This is a genomic window from Pontibacter litorisediminis (genome assembly GCF_029360645.1).
Lineage (GTDB): Bacteria > Bacteroidota > Bacteroidia > Cytophagales > Hymenobacteraceae > Pontibacter > Pontibacter litorisediminis.
Genome location: NZ_JARDUA010000001.1, coordinates 726,059 through 742,266, shown reverse-complemented (window position 1 = coordinate 742,266; position 16,208 = coordinate 726,059). Strand labels below are relative to the sequence as shown.

The window sequence follows — 16,208 nt, the reverse complement described above, 5'->3', positions numbered from 1 at the left end:
GACCTGTCCGTCCGAGAACTGTGGCATAGAACTAATACTTGAGAACAAGCAGTTACAGGCTCCCCTCCTTGGCTAAGGAGGGGTAGGGGTGGTTGGATTGCTGTAACTATGAAACAGGTACTTTACCTGTAGCCTCACCTTTACCTCCCTTCCCACAAGATCTCCCGGCACAAGTCCGGGATGTACTACTTTCAGGATGACAAAAAAGAAGCAAGTATGATTCTCGCGAGGACAGGGGGGGTGGACCCGGTCCTGCAGAATCTCCTCTCTGGGCTAATTGAAATTACAACGTACTTTCCTCCGTCACCACATTCTTCAAATACCAACCCTTCTCATCCACCACCGGAGCCATTTTGGAAGTAACTTCTACCGGTTTACTAGATAGTTCGATGCGCTGGGTGCCGGTGTCGGTTCTGACCTCCATGGGCAGGGTAAAGTTGATGTTGGGGATGCGGATAGTATAGCTGTTCCCGGACTTCTGCTCAATGACCACCTCCGGCACCTCGGTGGTGCGCAAGTATAAATCGAAGAAAGGCTTGATGTCTACACCCGTTTGCTTTGTGAAATATTCTTGAAAGTCAGCAGTTTTTACCTGACGCGCATAGGTATAGGCTGGGTCCATGATGAAGTTTTTGAGCGTGCGGAAAAATACCTCGTCCCCCAGCATATAGCGGAGCGAGTGCATGACGTAGGCGCCTCTGGAGTAGATCTCGCCATGGTAGGCCTCATCCGAATCCACATCGTTTTCGCGCATGATGATGGGGTTGCGGTTGGGGATGTTTTTGGCAATCAGCTTGACGTGCCGCAGGTAGGCCTCATGGCCGGCGTGCTCCTCCACAAAAAGCCAGTCGCCGTACGTGGTCAGGCCTTCCTGAATCCAGAAATCTGCCCAGTCTTTTACGCTTACTTTGTTGCCCCACCACTCATGGCCCAACTCGTGGTGCAGCAGGTGGTCGTAGGGCGCATCGCCAACCGTGGTGAACCTGAACTTGTTGCCATAGGCGTTGATGGTCTGGTGCTCCATGCCCAGGTAGGGCGTTTCCACGATGCCTACCTTCTCTTTCCGGAACGGGTATTCCCCGAAATATTTCTCCTGCGTTTTCAGGCTGATCTCGAGGATGTTCATCAGTTCCGGAGCCTTGGCCTCGTTTTGCTTGAGCAAGTACATCACCATCGGCACGGTATTGCCTTCCACGGTTGTATAATCGCGGCGGGTAATGGCGAAATCGCCCACTGTAAAGTTGATGCCGTAGTTGTTGACGGTATAATCCGTTTTCCAGTGGTAGGTGATCTGGTTTCCTTTCTTTTTCTCCGACACTAGCAGGCCATTGGCCGCTACCTGGTAGGGGGCAGGTACTGAGATAAACTGCTCCACGCCCTCATCTGGTTCGTCGGAGGGGTGGTCTTTGCAGGGCATAAAGATCTTGGCGCCCTCGTTCTGCGACGACAGGCCAATCCAGTGCTTGCCATTAGCGTCTTTGGTGAACGTAAAACCTCCCTGCCACGGCGGGTTCACAGCTTCGGGCGGGGTGCCGGCATAGGCCACCGTCACGGTCACGCGCTGGCCGGGCTGGTAGGTTTTCTTCAGCTGCACATCCAACAGATCGGTACCTCTGGTAAAGGTTGCTTTCTTGCCGTCTACCTTTACACCACTCACCTTATAGGCATCAATCAAATTCAGCCTGATCTTATCAGTTGGCGCCACCAGTTCTACCACCGCATCCGCAGAGCCTCCAATTTTGCGCTCCTCCGGCGATACTGCCAACCGCAATGTGTAGTGCTTTACATCAAACGCAGCCTGTGCCGGGTCTAGGGGCCCGCCCCAGGTCCAGTTGTTTTCCTGTGCCTGTGCACCGAGGCACAAGGCCGCGAACAGCGAAAGGAGGAGGTGCTTTTTCATAGTTAGCTTTGCCGTTTATTACGTTGTAATTTGTTGTTGCCGGGCCTAGTAGAGCAGGTACTGTTTGCGGACCTTTTTAAAACGCTCCAGGTCTTTATCCCATTGTTTTACGATCTCCTTTGGCGACACGCCTGCCTGTAGCTGCTCACGCACCTTCGGAGTACCCCATAGTTTATCCATGCGGCCCTCCCGCCACTCCAATTGCTCAGGATAAAGGGTTTTCAGGGCATGCAGGATATAGACACCGGCTTTTGCTGATGCAAAGGCGTTGCGATCTGTTACCACCATTTCGGCACCGGTGCACTGCTCTCCCATAAACTTCGGTGGGTAGATTTTGATACCATCCACGATGCTATCCGGCACAAAAGAGGCCGGGCGGAAGGTCACACCTTTCAGGCCATAGCTGTTGAGTTGGTCAGATAGTTTCTTGCCGTCCATCCAGGGGGCGGCAATATGTTCGAAGGGATGCAGGGTGCCACGCGCTTCGGAGATGTTGGTGCCCTCCAGCAGGCAGGTGGCAGGGTATACAGTAGCCGTTGTGAGCGTGAGCATGTTTGGTGATGGCTTTACCCAAGGCAGCTGCGTGTCGTCATACCATTGTGTGCGGCTGTAATGCTGCATCGGGATAACCGTGAGTTTGGCTAATGGTAGTTTGCGCTTGGCGCGTTCGCCGTTAAACATGGTGGCCAGTTCGCCCACCGTCATGCCATGGACTACAGGCAGTTGCCCCACGCCGCTGACCGGCTCACCGGGCTCTCCGCCAATTGGGCCATCTACATAAACAGCGCCAATGGCGTTGGGTCTGTCCAGCACGATATAGGGCTTTCCTTGCTCAGCGGCTGCTTCCAGCACATGGTTCATGGTGGCGATGTAGGTGTAAAAGCGGGCTCCGATGTCCTGGATGTCGAAGATCAGCACATCCACGTTTTGCAGCATCTCCGGGGTGGGCTTGCGGGTTTTGCCGTACAGCGAGATAACCGGCAGTCCTGTTTTGGCATCGGTGCCGCTGGCCACGTGCGTGTCCTGGTCGCCGCGGATACCATGCTCAGGGCCGAACAGCGTCGTAAGCTTTACATCGTTGCGGGCATGCAGCACATCCACCAGGTGGCGGCCATCAGGCAGCAAACCCGTGTGGTTGGTGACCAGGCCTATGCGCTTGCCCTTTATCAGCTGCAAAAACTCATTGGTGAGCAGGCGTTCGGCGCCTATTACAACACGTTTATCAGTACGCTTAGCAAAAGTAGCGGAGGGCAGGCTGATAGCCAGGAACAGTAGCAGGATGGCAAACAGTGGTTTCATACTGGTAATATAGCGTTTTTCAGGGCGCTGTCAAACCAGTGGGTGAGCTAGAGGCGGTAAATATTTACGGACAGTTTCTTATACTTTCCTTACACCTGGCTGTACAAGCCCATTAGCTCTCCGGAGCCAATAATGTGGTTTTCCATCTGCGTGAAGATCTCTTCTTTGGTTCGCCCCCCGGACAAGGCCAGTCGGGTATCCAGCGCATAGACCCGGAAGAAGTAGCGGTGGGTGCCGATTGGTGGGCAGGGGCCACCGTAATTCATATTGCCAAAACTGTTTACGCCCACAATCCCGGGTACACTGCGTTCCTCAATAATATGAATGAGCGGAATATCGTACACAAGCCAGTGGGTCCAACTTCCACTGGGAGCATCAGGGTCATCAACAAGAAGTACAAGGCTTTGAGTACCTGCCGGGAAATCACCGATTTCCAGTGGAGGGTTGATGTCCTCCCCGTCGCAGGTATACTTTTCAGGAATCGTTTCTCCGGCACTGAAGGCGGGGCTGCTAAGCTGCAGTTTCTCGATAATCTTTGTATCCATAGTGTAAAGAATGACTGAAACGGTACAAATCCTTATACGGGCAGTGCAGCAAATCATACCTGCTCTGGCCGGTTACGCAAGAAATAAATCGCGGAACCGGCCGGGGCAGGAGGGAGTGGTTACTTTTTGGCTAATTCCGCCAGCAGCTCATAAGAGCGGAGCCTGGCCTGATGGTCATAGATATGCGAAGCGAACATGAGCTCGTCTACTTGTGTCTCCTGCAGGAATGCGTCCAGCTCTTCTTTTATAGTGGAAGGGGAGCCAATGAAAGTATAGCGCAGCATCTGCTGCACCGCATACTTCTCGGCAGCGCTCCAAAGGCCTTCCATACTCTCCACCGGAGGCTGCTGCGGGTTTCCGGCGCCTCGTATCACGTTTAGGAAAGCCTGGTACAGTGTAGTGGCCAATTTTTCAGCGGCGTCGTCTGTATCGGCTGCCACGCCGTTTACACAGGCGATGGCATAGGGCTCCTGCAGGTACTCCGATGGCTGGAATGTATCGCGGTATATCTTGATGGCCGATTGTAAGGCTGCGGGAGCAAAGTGGCTGGCGAAGGCAAACGGAAGGCCCAGCATGGCGGCCAGTTGGGCGCTGTAGGTGCTGGAGCCCAGCAGCCAGATCGGCACTTCCAGTCCCTGGCCCGGGATGGCCCGTACCTTAGCAGACGGATCCACCGGCCCCAGGTAATACAACAGCTCCTGCACGTTCTTCGGGAAATCTTCTACCACATCCCCGCGCATGTCGCGGCGCAGAGCCATGGCTGTCAGTCCGTCCGTGCCCGGTGCTCGCCCAAGTCCTAAGTCTATGCGCCCCGGGTACAGCGACTCGAGTGTACCGAACTGCTCTGCCACCACCAGGGGGGCGTGGTTGGGCAACATAATTCCACCGGAACCTACGCGTATACGTTTGGTGCCGCCGGCAATGTGGCCAATCAGTACTACGGTGGCTGAGCTGGCAATGCCGGCCATGTTATGGTGTTCTGCCAGCCAATAGCGCTTGTAGCCCCAATCCTCTACGTGCCGGGCCAAGTCCAAACTTGTTTTAAAGGAATCTGCCGCTGTCTTACCAGCCAGGATCGGCACCAGGTCCAGCACAGATAAAGGTATCTCAGACAACTTTTTGTTGTTGCTGCTCATGTCTCTCTTCTTTGTGTTTAACGGTATGTATGAATGCAGCCCTGGACTGTATTGCCAGAGCCGCATTACTGTATGACATGTATGTACCGCTTTTTGTTTTCGAAAAAAGGATGCTGCCCTTCCTCCGGCAGGCCTGTGGTGGGGCTGATTATTCCTTTGCCTTCTCGGGCACCGTCCAGAAGTAGATTTTGGAGCCGTCCACCTCAATGGTCTTTTCCGGCTCCCAGTCGCCCATGTCAAAGGCATGCGACACGATACGGGTGCCGGGCTTCAGCTGTTCCAATAGCTGTGGGCGCAGTTTCTGGTTTACGGCTGGCAGCAGGTACAGCGTCACCACGGTTGCCGGACTAAAATCTTCCTCAAACAAGTCCCCTTCTATAAACCGCACCTTGTCTGTCACGCCGGCCTCGCGGGCATTTTCGTTCGCTTCTTGTATACGGTCCGGGTTAATGTCGATGCCGGTGCCGGTGGCGCCGTACTTCTTGGCAGCCGTTATCACGATGCGCCCGTCGCCGCAGCCCAGGTCATATACCACATCATCTTTGGTCACCTTAGCTAACTCCAGCATGGCGTCCACCACGTTTTGGCGGGTGGGCACGTAGGGTACGTCAGGTGTGCGCTTCATCACCGACTCCTGCGCCTGTACAAAGGCAGTGGCGCACAGTAGCAGCAGAAACGTGGGCAGGAACTTAAGAAGGATTTTCATAGGCTTGAGTTTAAAAGTGTAGTTCATTTGATGGCATCTATTCTAAACTTGGCTAAAACCTGCCTGAAGGGCTAAGGCAAGGGATATGGGGAGATTTGCGTCATACTTTTACGGAATGGGTTGGTTCACAGTTATTTGCTGCTTGCAACCTTGTCCTGGTTTCCGATCCGCTTTTCCAGGGCTGGGAGCGCCAGTAGCAGTAACACTCCTATAAGCAGTACAGCCACGCCTACCAACGCGCCCAGGCCGGTGTACATCAGGCTGGAGTAAAGCAAGTAAGCACTGGTAAGGCAAAAAATAAGGGGGGTAACAGGGTATAGGGGCACCCGGAAAGGGCGGTGCAGGCGTGGCTCCTTGTGGCGCAGCACAAAAAGAGCAATGCCAACCAGCAACAGAAAAAACCAGAATACAGGGGCAGTATACTCTACGATGGTTTCAAAACCGTTGCGGGTAACGTACCCTAAGCCTACCAGCGCCAGCGAGATAGCTCCCTGCACCAGAAAAGCGTTGACCGGAGAGGACGTGTGAGCGTTCCATTTGCCTAAAAAGCCGAATACAGGAAAGTCACGGCCAAGGGCATAGTTCGTGCGGGCACCGGTAAAAATCGTGGCGTTGGCCGAGGTAAGGGCAGCCAATGCCACGATCAGGCCGATCACCACCAACCCGCCTTCCCCAAAGGTTACCAGCATCAGGTCTCCGGCCACCGCATCCGACTGTGCCATGCCCTGCATTCCCAGCACATTCAGGTAAGAGAGGTTCATCAACGTATAAATGGTTGTAATAATCACAATACTCAAGATCATGACAGTGGCCATGCCTTTACGGCCAGAGCGGAGTTCGGCAGAAATGTAAGCGGCCTCATTCCAGCCTCCAAAGGTTAGCAGCACAAAGACCATCGCCAATCCAAAGGAGGTACTGGCTTCCGCGGAGGCCTCTGGTAGAGTCGCCGCCTTGTCCGGGGCAAAGAAAAGCCCTGCCACGATCACAACCAGTATACCCGCGATCTCCAGTGCCGTCAGCAGCTTCTGAGTGCCGGCGCCCACACTTACGCCAGCTAGGTTTATGCCGGTCAGGGTGATGACCACCAGCGCCGCATACAGTACCGCCGAGAGCTCCCCGATACTATAGATCTGCGCCAGGTAATCACCGATGATAAAGGAGAGCAGCGCGATCGAGCCGGTCTGGATAACGCTCATGCGTGCCCAGGCGAACAGAAAGGCAGGTTTCTTGCCAAAGGCCCGCGTCAGGAAGTGATAATCGCCGCCCGTGTTAGGGAAGGTGGTGGTCAGTTCGGCATAGCACAACGCCCCGATGAGCGACACGAGGCCACCCAGTAACCAGGTAACCAGGAACATGGTGCTGCCGTCGGTGTTGGCAGCCACCAGCGATGGCGTCCGGAAAATACCCGCCCCCACCACAATGCCCACAATCACGGCTATGGCATCCAGCTTGCCTAAGGCAGGCTTAGGCGCTGCCTCCTCTGTCGCTGATGATCGCCGTGCCGGCGCCGGACCTTCCGGTGAAGGTTCTGAGAGTTGGTGGTGCACGAGTGGAGCTTTGTAATCTTCCATGCTATGGCAGCTTAGGCCTTTACCGCTTCAGAGTGGCTTGCTCCTCAGGTAATTGCTTTTCTACGTTAAACACCAGCTCATGAGTGGCCTAAGCGGGGCCTGTTTTATGGCAATACACGCTACACGTAAGTTAAAGAGCGCGATATGGGAGGAAACCAGCCCGCCCCTTCCTGCTTTCCAGGCGCCGTATCTTTAGCTTCCGCTTGTGGAGCGTTCAGCCTAAACATTCGAAAAGCGCGGCACGTTAAGGTATGCATTGGCCGATGAAAGCCTTTCCGGTTGCATTGGCTGCCATAGATACAGGTTGTACCCTTCATTAAGCAGTAGCATGAGAAACGCCATACTTGTCTTCCTGACTGCCCTTCTGGCCGCTGCCCTGGCGGTGGGAGGGTTCTGGTATATATCCAGCCGGGGTGGTGATGGGGAGGGGCAGCCGTTGACCCTGAGCTCCGGAGGAGGCCGTGCCCTCTCCTCGGCTGGCCATCCGGACTTTGTGCAGGCTGCCACCGCCGTGACGCCCGCCGTTGTGCACATTAAAACCATGTATGCCACCTCAGGGGCAGGTCGTTATCCTGTGCTTGGCTTGCCACAGTCTCCGGCACCTGCAGGCGGCTCTGGCTCCGGCGTATTGATCACGGCGGATGGCTACATCGCCACGAATAATCATGTGGTGGAAAATGCATCGGGCATAGAGGTGGTGTTACCGGATAAGCGCAGTTTTGAGGCAAAGTTGATCGGGGTAGACCCAAGCACGGACCTGGCCCTGCTGAAGGTGGATGGCACTGAACTTCCCTTTGTCAGCCTAGGCAACTCCGACAGTGTGCAGGTGGGGGAGTGGGTGCTTGCCGTAGGATATCCTTTGTCACTCAGCTCGACGGTGACCGCCGGCATCATCAGCGCCAAAGGCCGCAGCATCGGGATTCTTAACCAACCCAGCCAGAACAGCGATGGCACCACCGGGCAGCCATCGGCCAACACAGCAATAGAATCTTTTATACAAACGGACGCGGCCATTAATCCTGGTAACAGCGGTGGGGCACTCATCAATGCCAGCGGCCAGTTGATTGGCATCAACACGGCCATTGCCTCACAGACGGGAAGTTACGCTGGCTACGGATTTGCCATACCTGTAAACCTGATGCAGAAGGTAGTAAACGACCTGCGCAAGTATGGCGCGGTGAAGCGCGGCTACCTGGGTGTTAGCTTTCCGGCACCTGCCGTGGAGGACCAGATACTGAAAGAGCGGGGCATCGATCCTGCCTCTGTACAGGGGGTGTACATCCTGGGGGTGCAACCTAACAGTGCCGCCGCCGCCGCAGGGCTGCAGGAAGGCGATATCATCCAAAGTATAGACGGACAGCATGTTGCCTCCTCTACTGAGCTGTCTGAAAGAATAGCGCGCCTTTACCCCGGCGACAAGCTGGAGTTGAGTTACCTGCGCAACGGGCGCAACCGCAGTGCCGACGTGGTGCTGAAGGGGCAGGAGGCAGAAATGGCCGACAGTGCTGCGGAAAGTGGAAGAGGGCTTCAAGCCAAGCTGGGCGCTACTTTCGAGCCCGTGCCCGACCAAGTGAAGGAGCGGATCGGCTTACGTTCCGGGGTGTATGTGACGGAGGTGCAGCAGGGAGGGTTTTTCGACATGGCGGGCATACCGCGTGGCACGATCATCACCAGCGTGAACGGCAGCCGCGTCAACAGCCTTGCTGACATGGAGAAGGCGGTAAAAGCCTCCCGAAGAGGAGCAGTGCGCCTGGATGGCATCACGCCCGATGGCACCGGCTTTGTGATTAGCTTCCCGCTTAGCGCCTAAGGTCCGCCCGTGGAACAGGGGAGGAAGACCAGGAACGTCTTACATATGCTGCTGGAAGTATTATGACTTTAGTGCTAAAAGCATTGGTAGCTTTTCCCGCACCTCCAGCTTCTTTATGTTGATTATAAGTTAGACGGAGGGCTCTTTGATTCTGTCAAGCCGGTTCTGTACCTGCAAAAAAAGCAAGGCGGTCTATTTGTTCAGTTAAAACTTTCAGGCATGGATGTAACGTTTTTCAACTCCAAAGTCTATGATAGGCAGTTCTTTGAAAAGGAGAACCATCAGTATGGGCATCAGCTGAAGTTCCTGGAGGTGCCCTTGAACGAGCATACCGCAGTGATGGCTAAAGGCGCCCAGGCAGTGTGTCTGTTTGTGAACGATGTGGCCAATGCGCAGGTACAGCGGCAGTTGGCCTCATCGGGAGTTAAGCTGCTGGCCCTACGCTGCGCCGGCTTCAATAACGTAGACCTGAAAGCTGCGGTGGACTTCGGTATTAAAGTGGTACGCGTACCAGCCTATTCGCCCTACGCCGTGGCCGAGCACACCTTAGCGCTTATACTTACTTTAAACCGTAAAACCCACCGGGCCTATAACCGTGTGCGCGAAGGTAACTTTGCCCTGAACGGCCTGATGGGTTTTGACCTGCATGGCAAAACGGTGGGGCTGATAGGGCTTGGTAAGATCGGGTTGGTAACGGCCCGTATCCTGAAGGGCTTTGGCTGCCGGGTATTAGGTTACGATGTACAGGAAAGCGAGGAGGCCAAGGCTATAGGCGTTGAGTTTTCAATCCTCAGCGATCTTTACAGGCGGTCAGACATCATTTCACTGCATTGCCCGCTCACACCCCAAACGTTCCACCTGATAAACGATGCCTCCATCGCGCAAATGAAAGATGGCGTGATGCTGATTAACACCAGCCGCGGCGCGATAATAGACACCAAGGCTGTCATCAAGGGGTTGAAAAGCGAAAAAATCCGCTACCTGGGGCTGGACGTGTATGAGGAGGAAGGCGATTTATTTTTCGAGGACCTTTCCAACAGGGTCATTCAGGATGATGTGTTCATGCGCCTGCTTTCCTTCAACAACGTGCTGATTACGGGGCACCAGGCTTTCTTTACCTCAGATGCCTTGCAAAATATTGCCCAGGTCACGCTACAGAACATTACCGACTTTGAGCAGGGGAAAGCTTTGGTAAATGAGGTGCTTCCCTAGAAAAACTTGTTTTACTGCTATTACCCCGGGTTCTATCTATAAAAAAAGATCTACAGCAGCAGAGTGTCAATGCGGTGGGCCTGGACCATGTCTTCGCAGGGCGACCAGGCAAAAATGGTGAAGCTGCCATCTTGCGAGGCCACCAAGGCCATTGCATTCCGCTGGTCATGAACAAACTGGGCAGCAGAGAGGTGGCGGGTGCCGCCTTGTGTTGTTGGGTGAATGATTGCTGGTCGGCTATCAATGACCGGCTCCGTAAACAGCAGGCGCTCCACAGGAGAAAAGCCAGGGCGACGGGCTATCTTCGTGCCAAATGCCAGCAGCTCATAGGTATCGGTAAGGAGGGTGGCGCCATCAACAGCCGTTAATCCTGCGATACTGGCTACTTCCCGGCGAAGGGAGGCTTGCCAGCGGCTGCGCTTCTTAAGTGGTTCCTCCTGCTTCATCAGGTCTGCCAGGCCGCAGAAGGAAGGTTGAACGGCATACTTAATAGGGTGCACGATGGACTGCCGCCAGGTAGTGGATTGGTGTGGCACAACCAGCAAGGTTCCGCCGCGCTTGTGCTCCCGCATAGATACCGCCAGTTGTATGAGCACATTGGCGGTAGCGTCGGGTGAGGTAAAGCCAAGGAGGGAGGTGAGCAGCTCAGGGCAATCGGGCAGGCTGGCGCTACCCTCGTCCACCAGCTTCACCTGGTCGCCTTTGAGCACGGCCACGTTGGCAAATTTCCCCAGCCCGTCTGTACGGCGGTGCTTTACCACCAGCAGTCCCGGCTCCGGCACGTCCACGATAAAGCTGTTGCTGGGCACTGTGTGCGTGGTACCCCATACATACAGCGCCTCGTTTTCCTGCCAAACCCCCAGGTGTATGCCGGCGCGCTCCACGCCAGGGGCTATCTTGATCAGCGCCTCCGGGGTTAGGGGCAACCGGCGCTCAAAAAGCAGGGGTTGCTCCACATGCTCAGGTGGCAGGAAGGCCAGTGATATCTTTGGCGGCAGCCCCTCCTCCCGCCGAAGGCTCGCCCAAAACGCTGTGTCTATGACAGTCTCTATTACTTGCAGAGAGGGCGCAGGCGCCAGCTTCTCCGATGCCTCCTGCCCGGTAAGGGCAAGCTTCTGCGAAAAGTATGCTTCCACCTTGGGAGCTACGGTGCGGGCTGCCTGGTAGGTTGCCTGGTGGTGTAGGGGCATGGTAGGGGGTATGGTGTGTTGCATGGCGGAGGTGCGCGCTTTGTACAGATAATGCACCAGCTCTATACGTATGTAACCTGAAACTGGCTGCTCTGAAGTTCCTACACGTAACAAGGTGCCGGCTGGTTTGTTGCCACCAAACTGTACGGATGCTATCAATTGCTTCCTCATTGTGCTATATTGCTTTCATAAACATCCTATCACGTCTCATTATGCTCAAGCGCCAGGTATACCGCATGCCCAAAGCCGGCTCCATCAATCACCTGAAACTGCAGACAGAAACGCTGGGGCCACCCGAGGCCAGTGAAGTATGCGTGGCCGTTAGGGCAGTCGGGCTGAACTTTGCCGATGTGTTTGCCATGCAAGGGCTCTACAGTGCCACCCCAACAGGAGCTTTTATCCCTGGGCTGGAGTTCTCGGGGGAGGTGATAGCCGTAGGAGAGGCAGTGGAGGAGTGGAAAGTGGGCGACCGGGTAATGGGGGCTACGAAGTTTGGGGGCTATGTGTCGCACCTCAACATTAACCACCGCTATGTTATTCCGCTGCCGGATGCCTGGAGTTTTGAGGAGGGAGCGGGCTTTCTGGTGCAGGGGCTGACTGCCTACTATGCCCTTACCGAATTAGGTAACTTGCAGCAAGGCATGGCGGTGCTGATCCACAGCGCGGCCGGCGGCGTGGGGATATTGGCCAACCGCATCTGCCAACGGTATGGTGCTTATACCATTGGCACAGTGGGCCAACCCGGTAAGGTAGATTTTCTGCGCCAGCAGGAGGGCTACGATGAAGTCATACTTCGAGACAAGCACTTTGGGGTTAAATTGGCGGAGGCACTGGGGGAGCGCCCGCTGCGCCTGGTGATGGAGTGCATTGGTGGGGAAGTGCTGGCACAGGGTTGGAAAGCCTTGGCTCCCATGGGCCGTATGGTGGTGTATGGCAACGCCAGCTTTGCCAGCCACAGCAGCCGGCCTAACTACCCAAGCCTTATCTGGCGCTACCTCCGCCGCCCCAAAATAGACCCGCTGCGCCTGCCTACTGAGAACAAATCCTTGATGGGGTTTAACCTGATCTACCTGTATGAGCAAACCGATATGATGCACCGCTTGCTCGGGGAACTACAGGCGCTGCAGCTCAAGCCGCAGCACATCGGGCATGTGTATGCCTTTGGGGAGATGCATGAGGCCATCCGCCTTTTTCAGCGGGGGCAGTCGGTGGGAAAAGTGGTGGTACTGGTGCAGTAACTCCCTTTTATACTAGAAAGTGATACCAGAGCTATCAAGGAGAAACCTCGCCCATAACCATAAGCTGCTCCAGCGTGGGAGAAGCGCTGCCGCCCTCCGGCTCCAGCGTCACGGCAAAGGCCTGGGCTGTTTCGATTGCCTTCATCTGCTGCAGCCCTGCTGAATCAGCCGCCGTGTTGATCATGCCTGCATCAAGGGGCTTTCCATCTACCAGCGCCCAAAGCTGGTACTGTTTACCGGCTGGCGGCTCCGGAAGCTGTACCTGATCCACATATACTTGCGCCCGCTGTGGGTTCCAGTAAACGGTTAGCCTGACATCCGGATGCGCTTCCACACCTTTGAGACGCACGGGCGCAAAGTCCGCATCCCGAAGCACGGCTATGGTTTGCTCCTGCTGCCTTAACCGCTGCGAGGTTTGCGTAAAGTTACGGGCGTAGCGCTGTTCAGAGGCCATTACCCCTGCCAGCCGAGCTTCTGCCCGTTGCCATTGTTGGTAGAAATAGAGGCTGAGTGCTCCTCCAAGTAGTGCCAGCACAATGCTGGCGGCCATCAGCCACTTATAGAAGGGTGCAGCCTGGGCCGGCGGCAAGCTACGCACCGTCGCTTGCTCCTCGGTGTTACCCACTGCGATCGGGGCCGCCTCCTCTTGTTCGGCAGCAATCTGCTGCATCACCCTCGTTTTCAGGGAAGGATTGGGAGCAACAGCATACAGGGCAGCGTATTTTTCCATGGCAGCACATGCTTCGTCCAGGGCGCTTCTGACCTCGGGAGAGGCACTGGCACGAAGCTCCACCTCCTCGCGTTCCTGCGGAGTAAGGCCACCGGCAGCATAAAGCTCCAGCATTCCTGACGATATAAAGTCTTCGTTATGCAAGTCCTTTGAAGAATTTAGCTAATATTTTGACAGCACTCCGGGCTCTGGTCTTCACAGTACCGAGCGGGATATTGTAGGAGTCGGCAATTTCACTCTGCGAGAGCCCCTTAAAGTACATGAGGTCAATCACCTGCTTCTGGTCAGGGTTAAGGGTGCTTACAATGTCCCTGATGTCGATGTGCTCCGGCTTGAACGCATCATCAGATAAGCCAAGCACGGATGTCTGGATGTCATCGGTCTTGTTTTTTACACGGTAGTGCTTGGAGCGAATCATGTCAATGGCCAGGTTTCTGCAGATGTTCAGCATCCAGGTAAAAAGCCTGCCTTTGGAGGCATCATACTTGTCGAAGGAGTTCCAGATCTTTAGCAAGGCTTCCTGCAGTACATCCTCGGCCGTTTCCTCGACCTTTACAATTTGGAGCACAACCCCATACAGGGTGGGGCTGTACATGTCATACAGCACGTCCATAGCCGTCGTGTCGCGAGCACGCAGACGGGCTATGAGTTCCTGCTCGGATAGCTTTTTAAGGGGTTGTTTATCCGCCAATTAGTCAGTTATTAGGGTCTGTCAGGAAACAGAAAGTCCGAAGATAGAAAACGTATCATACTTACAAGGATCGGGTTTGATCAAAAAAAGAGCTACTACCGGTAGCTCTTTTTCGAAGACATATGGGGATACGTTATTCTAGCTATATTCGTTGTAAACGATTATTCGAACAAGGAGACGATCTGGCTTACCTGCTCTTTGGTGAGAGGCTCATCAAAAGCGCCAGTGGCGATTTCAGCTGAGTAGCCGTTGCCGAGCGTTTTGATGTCGTTGATTCCTCCCTGCGACACATTGTCTTCGCCGGCATACACAGGCGCCGCACCATCCGGCACGTTGCTGTTAGCGCCAGCCCCCACTATCCAGCCCGGGTTGCCACGCATCCTGCGGATATGGGCAGCATGGCGCGCCTCTACAGAGTGTATCTGCAGGGCAGCAGTAAGTACAGCATCGTTGTTGATGAGGTTGGCCGCCTGGCCTTTATAAGCGCGCACCCCGGTGTCTTCGAAGGCCTGTGCCAGCGTCAGGAAGGTCTGGTAATTGGTGTTCCAGTCTGCAAAGTTCTTCCCGAAGTTAAAGGTAGGCTCGCTGATCGGTGTGCCGCTCAGGCCTTGGATAGTCGAGATAAGCAGGTTAACGTGGGCCTCCTCGTGCATCTGTATCTTCTGAATGGCCTCTCGGGCGGCGTTGTCTGTAATAAGGCCGTTTGCCTCCAGCCCCTGCGTATAAAAATTTCGCTCCAGGTACTCCAGCTTTAGCGCAAAGTTAAGCACTTCCACCACCATGTTTGTGTTCTGCCCATAGGCTTTCTGAAACACGGCTCCCAGCGACAAAGGAATGGCCGTTAAGGCTGCTTTGCGGCTGAGGCTACCCAACTGCTTAAAAGCACTTCTTCTGGAGTCGAGCCGGCTGTACACCTCGGGGTCGGCCTTTTCTATATCTTCTATTATTCGGAATATGTTCATAGTGTTGCTTATTTAGGAAGGTTAGCTGCTGAAATACTGGTCATGATGAAAGGAGCTGCGGCTGCCAGCACATCGGCAGGCATCATAGCCGGGTCTAGGCCCATGTTGTTTGCGGAGTCGGAGAAGGTGCCATTGGAGATAAGGTCGCGTATGACGGCGGCATGGCGCGCCTCTACTGAAACGATCTTGCCGGCAAGCGTCAGAAAACCGGCGTTCTCCAGGAACTTGCCGGCGCCGTTATAGGCCGCCACTCCCAGGTCTTCGAATGTGCGGGCTGTCGTTAAGATGCTGTTCTTATCATTAAAGTTCACAGCACTGAAGTCTACCTCCAGATCGGGTATGGCGTCTGAGCCGAGGGCTGCTTTCAGGAAATCGCGGTGTATGTTCTCGTGGCCCATCAGGTCCTGCATGATCTGCTGCTCTGACTGGTTAAACATGCCAAGGGATTTATTGACCACTTCTGTATAAAATGCAGCCTCCAGTTGCTCCAGCGCATAGGCATAGTTTAGGATGCCGGTATCCCCGGAGCCTAAATCCACCGTCATAGGGGCCATGGGGCTATCATCGTCGTCGTCGCAGGAGGTGGTAGTAAAAAGCAAGGCCGTTGCTGCTACGCTTGCACCGGCAAAGCGCATAAAGTTACGCCGCTGCATCGGCTGGGTCAGCACCTGCTTTGTTGCGCTAGGCTGGGTGCTGTCCTTCTTCTGTAGTTCTTCCATAATTCTATTTATTTTAAAACATTCTTCTCATCCACATGGCAAAGAATCCCCTGCAGACTTGCGAGACCTACGAGGTAGAGGCTGCAACTGGATTTAGGGAGGTGAAAAAGTATAAAAAAAGCCCACCGGGGTGGTGGGCTCATGAAATAGATGAGGGGCAGCCTATCTGTTGTCCGTTTCCTGTTTCGTGTTAGCAGAGGCTTCCATGTCTTTTCGGATATCCTTCGAGGCATCTTTAAACTCGCGGATACCTCTTCCCATTCCTTTTGCCAGCTCCGGGATTTTCTTGGCGCCAAACAATAGGACAAGGGCCAGGATGATGAGCACTACCTCCGGACCGCCTAGCCCGCCTATGAATAATAAAATACCTGTCGTTTCCATGTGTCGATTCTGTTTTGATGTGTGATACAAACGAGTGGCCAAGCGTATCGGATTTAATCGGCAGAAATTAAAAGACTTAGGAAGAAGCCTTGTGAAGTGGTGGGAGTAGACATGAAGT

Annotated in this window: 15 protein-coding genes; 3 read left to right on the top strand and 12 right to left on the bottom strand. The window is 54.6% G+C overall.

The genetic code is table 11. The features are described 5' to 3' along the window. Positions 1–283: 283 nt before the first annotated feature. From PXG97_RS03260 to PXG97_RS03235, 6 genes are all read right to left on the bottom strand, one after another. Entirely contained in the window at positions 284–1,900 is a 1,617-nt protein-coding gene (locus PXG97_RS03260; protein WP_276496283.1) for a M1 family metallopeptidase, read from the bottom strand. A gap of 45 nt (positions 1,901–1,945) precedes the next feature. After that, the gene (locus tag PXG97_RS03255) at positions 1,946–3,199 is read right to left on the bottom strand and encodes an exo-beta-N-acetylmuramidase NamZ family protein (protein WP_276496282.1); all 1,254 of its coding nucleotides are present in this window, start codon (positions 3,197–3,199) and stop codon (positions 1,946–1,948) included. 89 nt (positions 3,200–3,288) lie between these two features. Beyond that, positions 3,289–3,744: a YbhB/YbcL family Raf kinase inhibitor-like protein gene (locus tag PXG97_RS03250; RefSeq protein WP_276496281.1), complete on the bottom strand. Its 456-nt coding sequence runs from the start codon at positions 3,742–3,744 to the stop codon at positions 3,289–3,291. Between the two features lie 119 nt (positions 3,745–3,863). Next, positions 3,864–4,880, bottom strand: a complete 1,017-nt coding sequence (locus tag PXG97_RS03245) for an LLM class flavin-dependent oxidoreductase (RefSeq protein WP_276496280.1) — start codon at positions 4,878–4,880, stop codon at positions 3,864–3,866. Between the two features lie 148 nt (positions 4,881–5,028). Then, positions 5,029–5,586, bottom strand: a complete 558-nt coding sequence (locus tag PXG97_RS03240; protein WP_276496279.1) for an SAM-dependent methyltransferase — start codon at positions 5,584–5,586, stop codon at positions 5,029–5,031. Between the two features lie 131 nt (positions 5,587–5,717). Continuing rightward, positions 5,718–7,157 (bottom strand): APC family permease, encoded by a 1,440-nt coding sequence (locus PXG97_RS03235; protein WP_276496278.1) that lies wholly within the window; start codon positions 7,155–7,157, stop codon positions 5,718–5,720. A 328-nt stretch (positions 7,158–7,485) separates the two neighbouring features. Between PXG97_RS03235 and PXG97_RS03230 the strand changes: the two genes are divergently transcribed. Continuing rightward, positions 7,486–8,967, top strand: coding sequence for a trypsin-like peptidase domain-containing protein (locus PXG97_RS03230; protein ID WP_276496277.1), 1,482 nt, complete (start codon positions 7,486–7,488; stop codon positions 8,965–8,967). Between the two features lie 219 nt (positions 8,968–9,186). Further along, positions 9,187–10,179 carry a 2-hydroxyacid dehydrogenase gene (locus PXG97_RS03225; protein ID WP_276496276.1) on the top strand — a complete coding sequence of 331 codons (993 nt, stop codon included), beginning with the start codon at positions 9,187–9,189 and terminating at the stop codon, positions 10,177–10,179. A 50-nt stretch (positions 10,180–10,229) separates the two neighbouring features. Here PXG97_RS03225 and PXG97_RS03220 read toward each other — a convergent pair whose 3' ends face one another. After that, positions 10,230–11,393 (bottom strand): putative sensor domain DACNV-containing protein, encoded by a 1,164-nt coding sequence (locus PXG97_RS03220; RefSeq protein ID WP_276496275.1) that lies wholly within the window; start codon positions 11,391–11,393, stop codon positions 10,230–10,232. Between the two features lie 188 nt (positions 11,394–11,581). Between PXG97_RS03220 and PXG97_RS03215 the strand changes: the two genes are divergently transcribed. After that, positions 11,582–12,607, top strand: a complete 1,026-nt coding sequence (locus PXG97_RS03215; RefSeq protein ID WP_276496274.1) for an alcohol dehydrogenase catalytic domain-containing protein — start codon at positions 11,582–11,584, stop codon at positions 12,605–12,607. Between the two features lie 34 nt (positions 12,608–12,641). Here PXG97_RS03215 and PXG97_RS03210 read toward each other — a convergent pair whose 3' ends face one another. The 5 genes from PXG97_RS03210 to PXG97_RS03190 all read right to left on the bottom strand — a co-directional run bounded on the left by PXG97_RS03210 (position 12,642) and on the right by PXG97_RS03190 (position 16,090). Further along, positions 12,642–13,481, bottom strand: a complete 840-nt coding sequence (locus PXG97_RS03210) for an anti-sigma factor (protein ID WP_276496273.1) — start codon at positions 13,479–13,481, stop codon at positions 12,642–12,644. Continuing rightward, positions 13,474–14,028: an RNA polymerase sigma factor gene (locus PXG97_RS03205; protein WP_276496272.1), complete on the bottom strand. Its 555-nt coding sequence runs from the start codon at positions 14,026–14,028 to the stop codon at positions 13,474–13,476. Before PXG97_RS03205 ends, PXG97_RS03210 begins: the two co-directional genes overlap by 8 nt. A 161-nt stretch (positions 14,029–14,189) precedes the next feature. Then, a complete protein-coding gene (locus PXG97_RS03200) occupies positions 14,190–14,990 on the bottom strand; it encodes a ferritin-like domain-containing protein (RefSeq protein ID WP_276496271.1) in 801 nt (266 codons plus the stop codon). An 8-nt stretch (positions 14,991–14,998) separates the two neighbouring features. Beyond that, positions 14,999–15,709, bottom strand: a complete 711-nt coding sequence (locus PXG97_RS03195; protein WP_338088591.1) for a ferritin-like domain-containing protein — start codon at positions 15,707–15,709, stop codon at positions 14,999–15,001. Between the two features lie 162 nt (positions 15,710–15,871). After that, positions 15,872–16,090 (bottom strand): Sec-independent protein translocase subunit TatA/TatB, encoded by a 219-nt coding sequence (locus tag PXG97_RS03190; protein ID WP_276496270.1) that lies wholly within the window; start codon positions 16,088–16,090, stop codon positions 15,872–15,874. Positions 16,091–16,208: the final 118 nt, after the last annotated feature.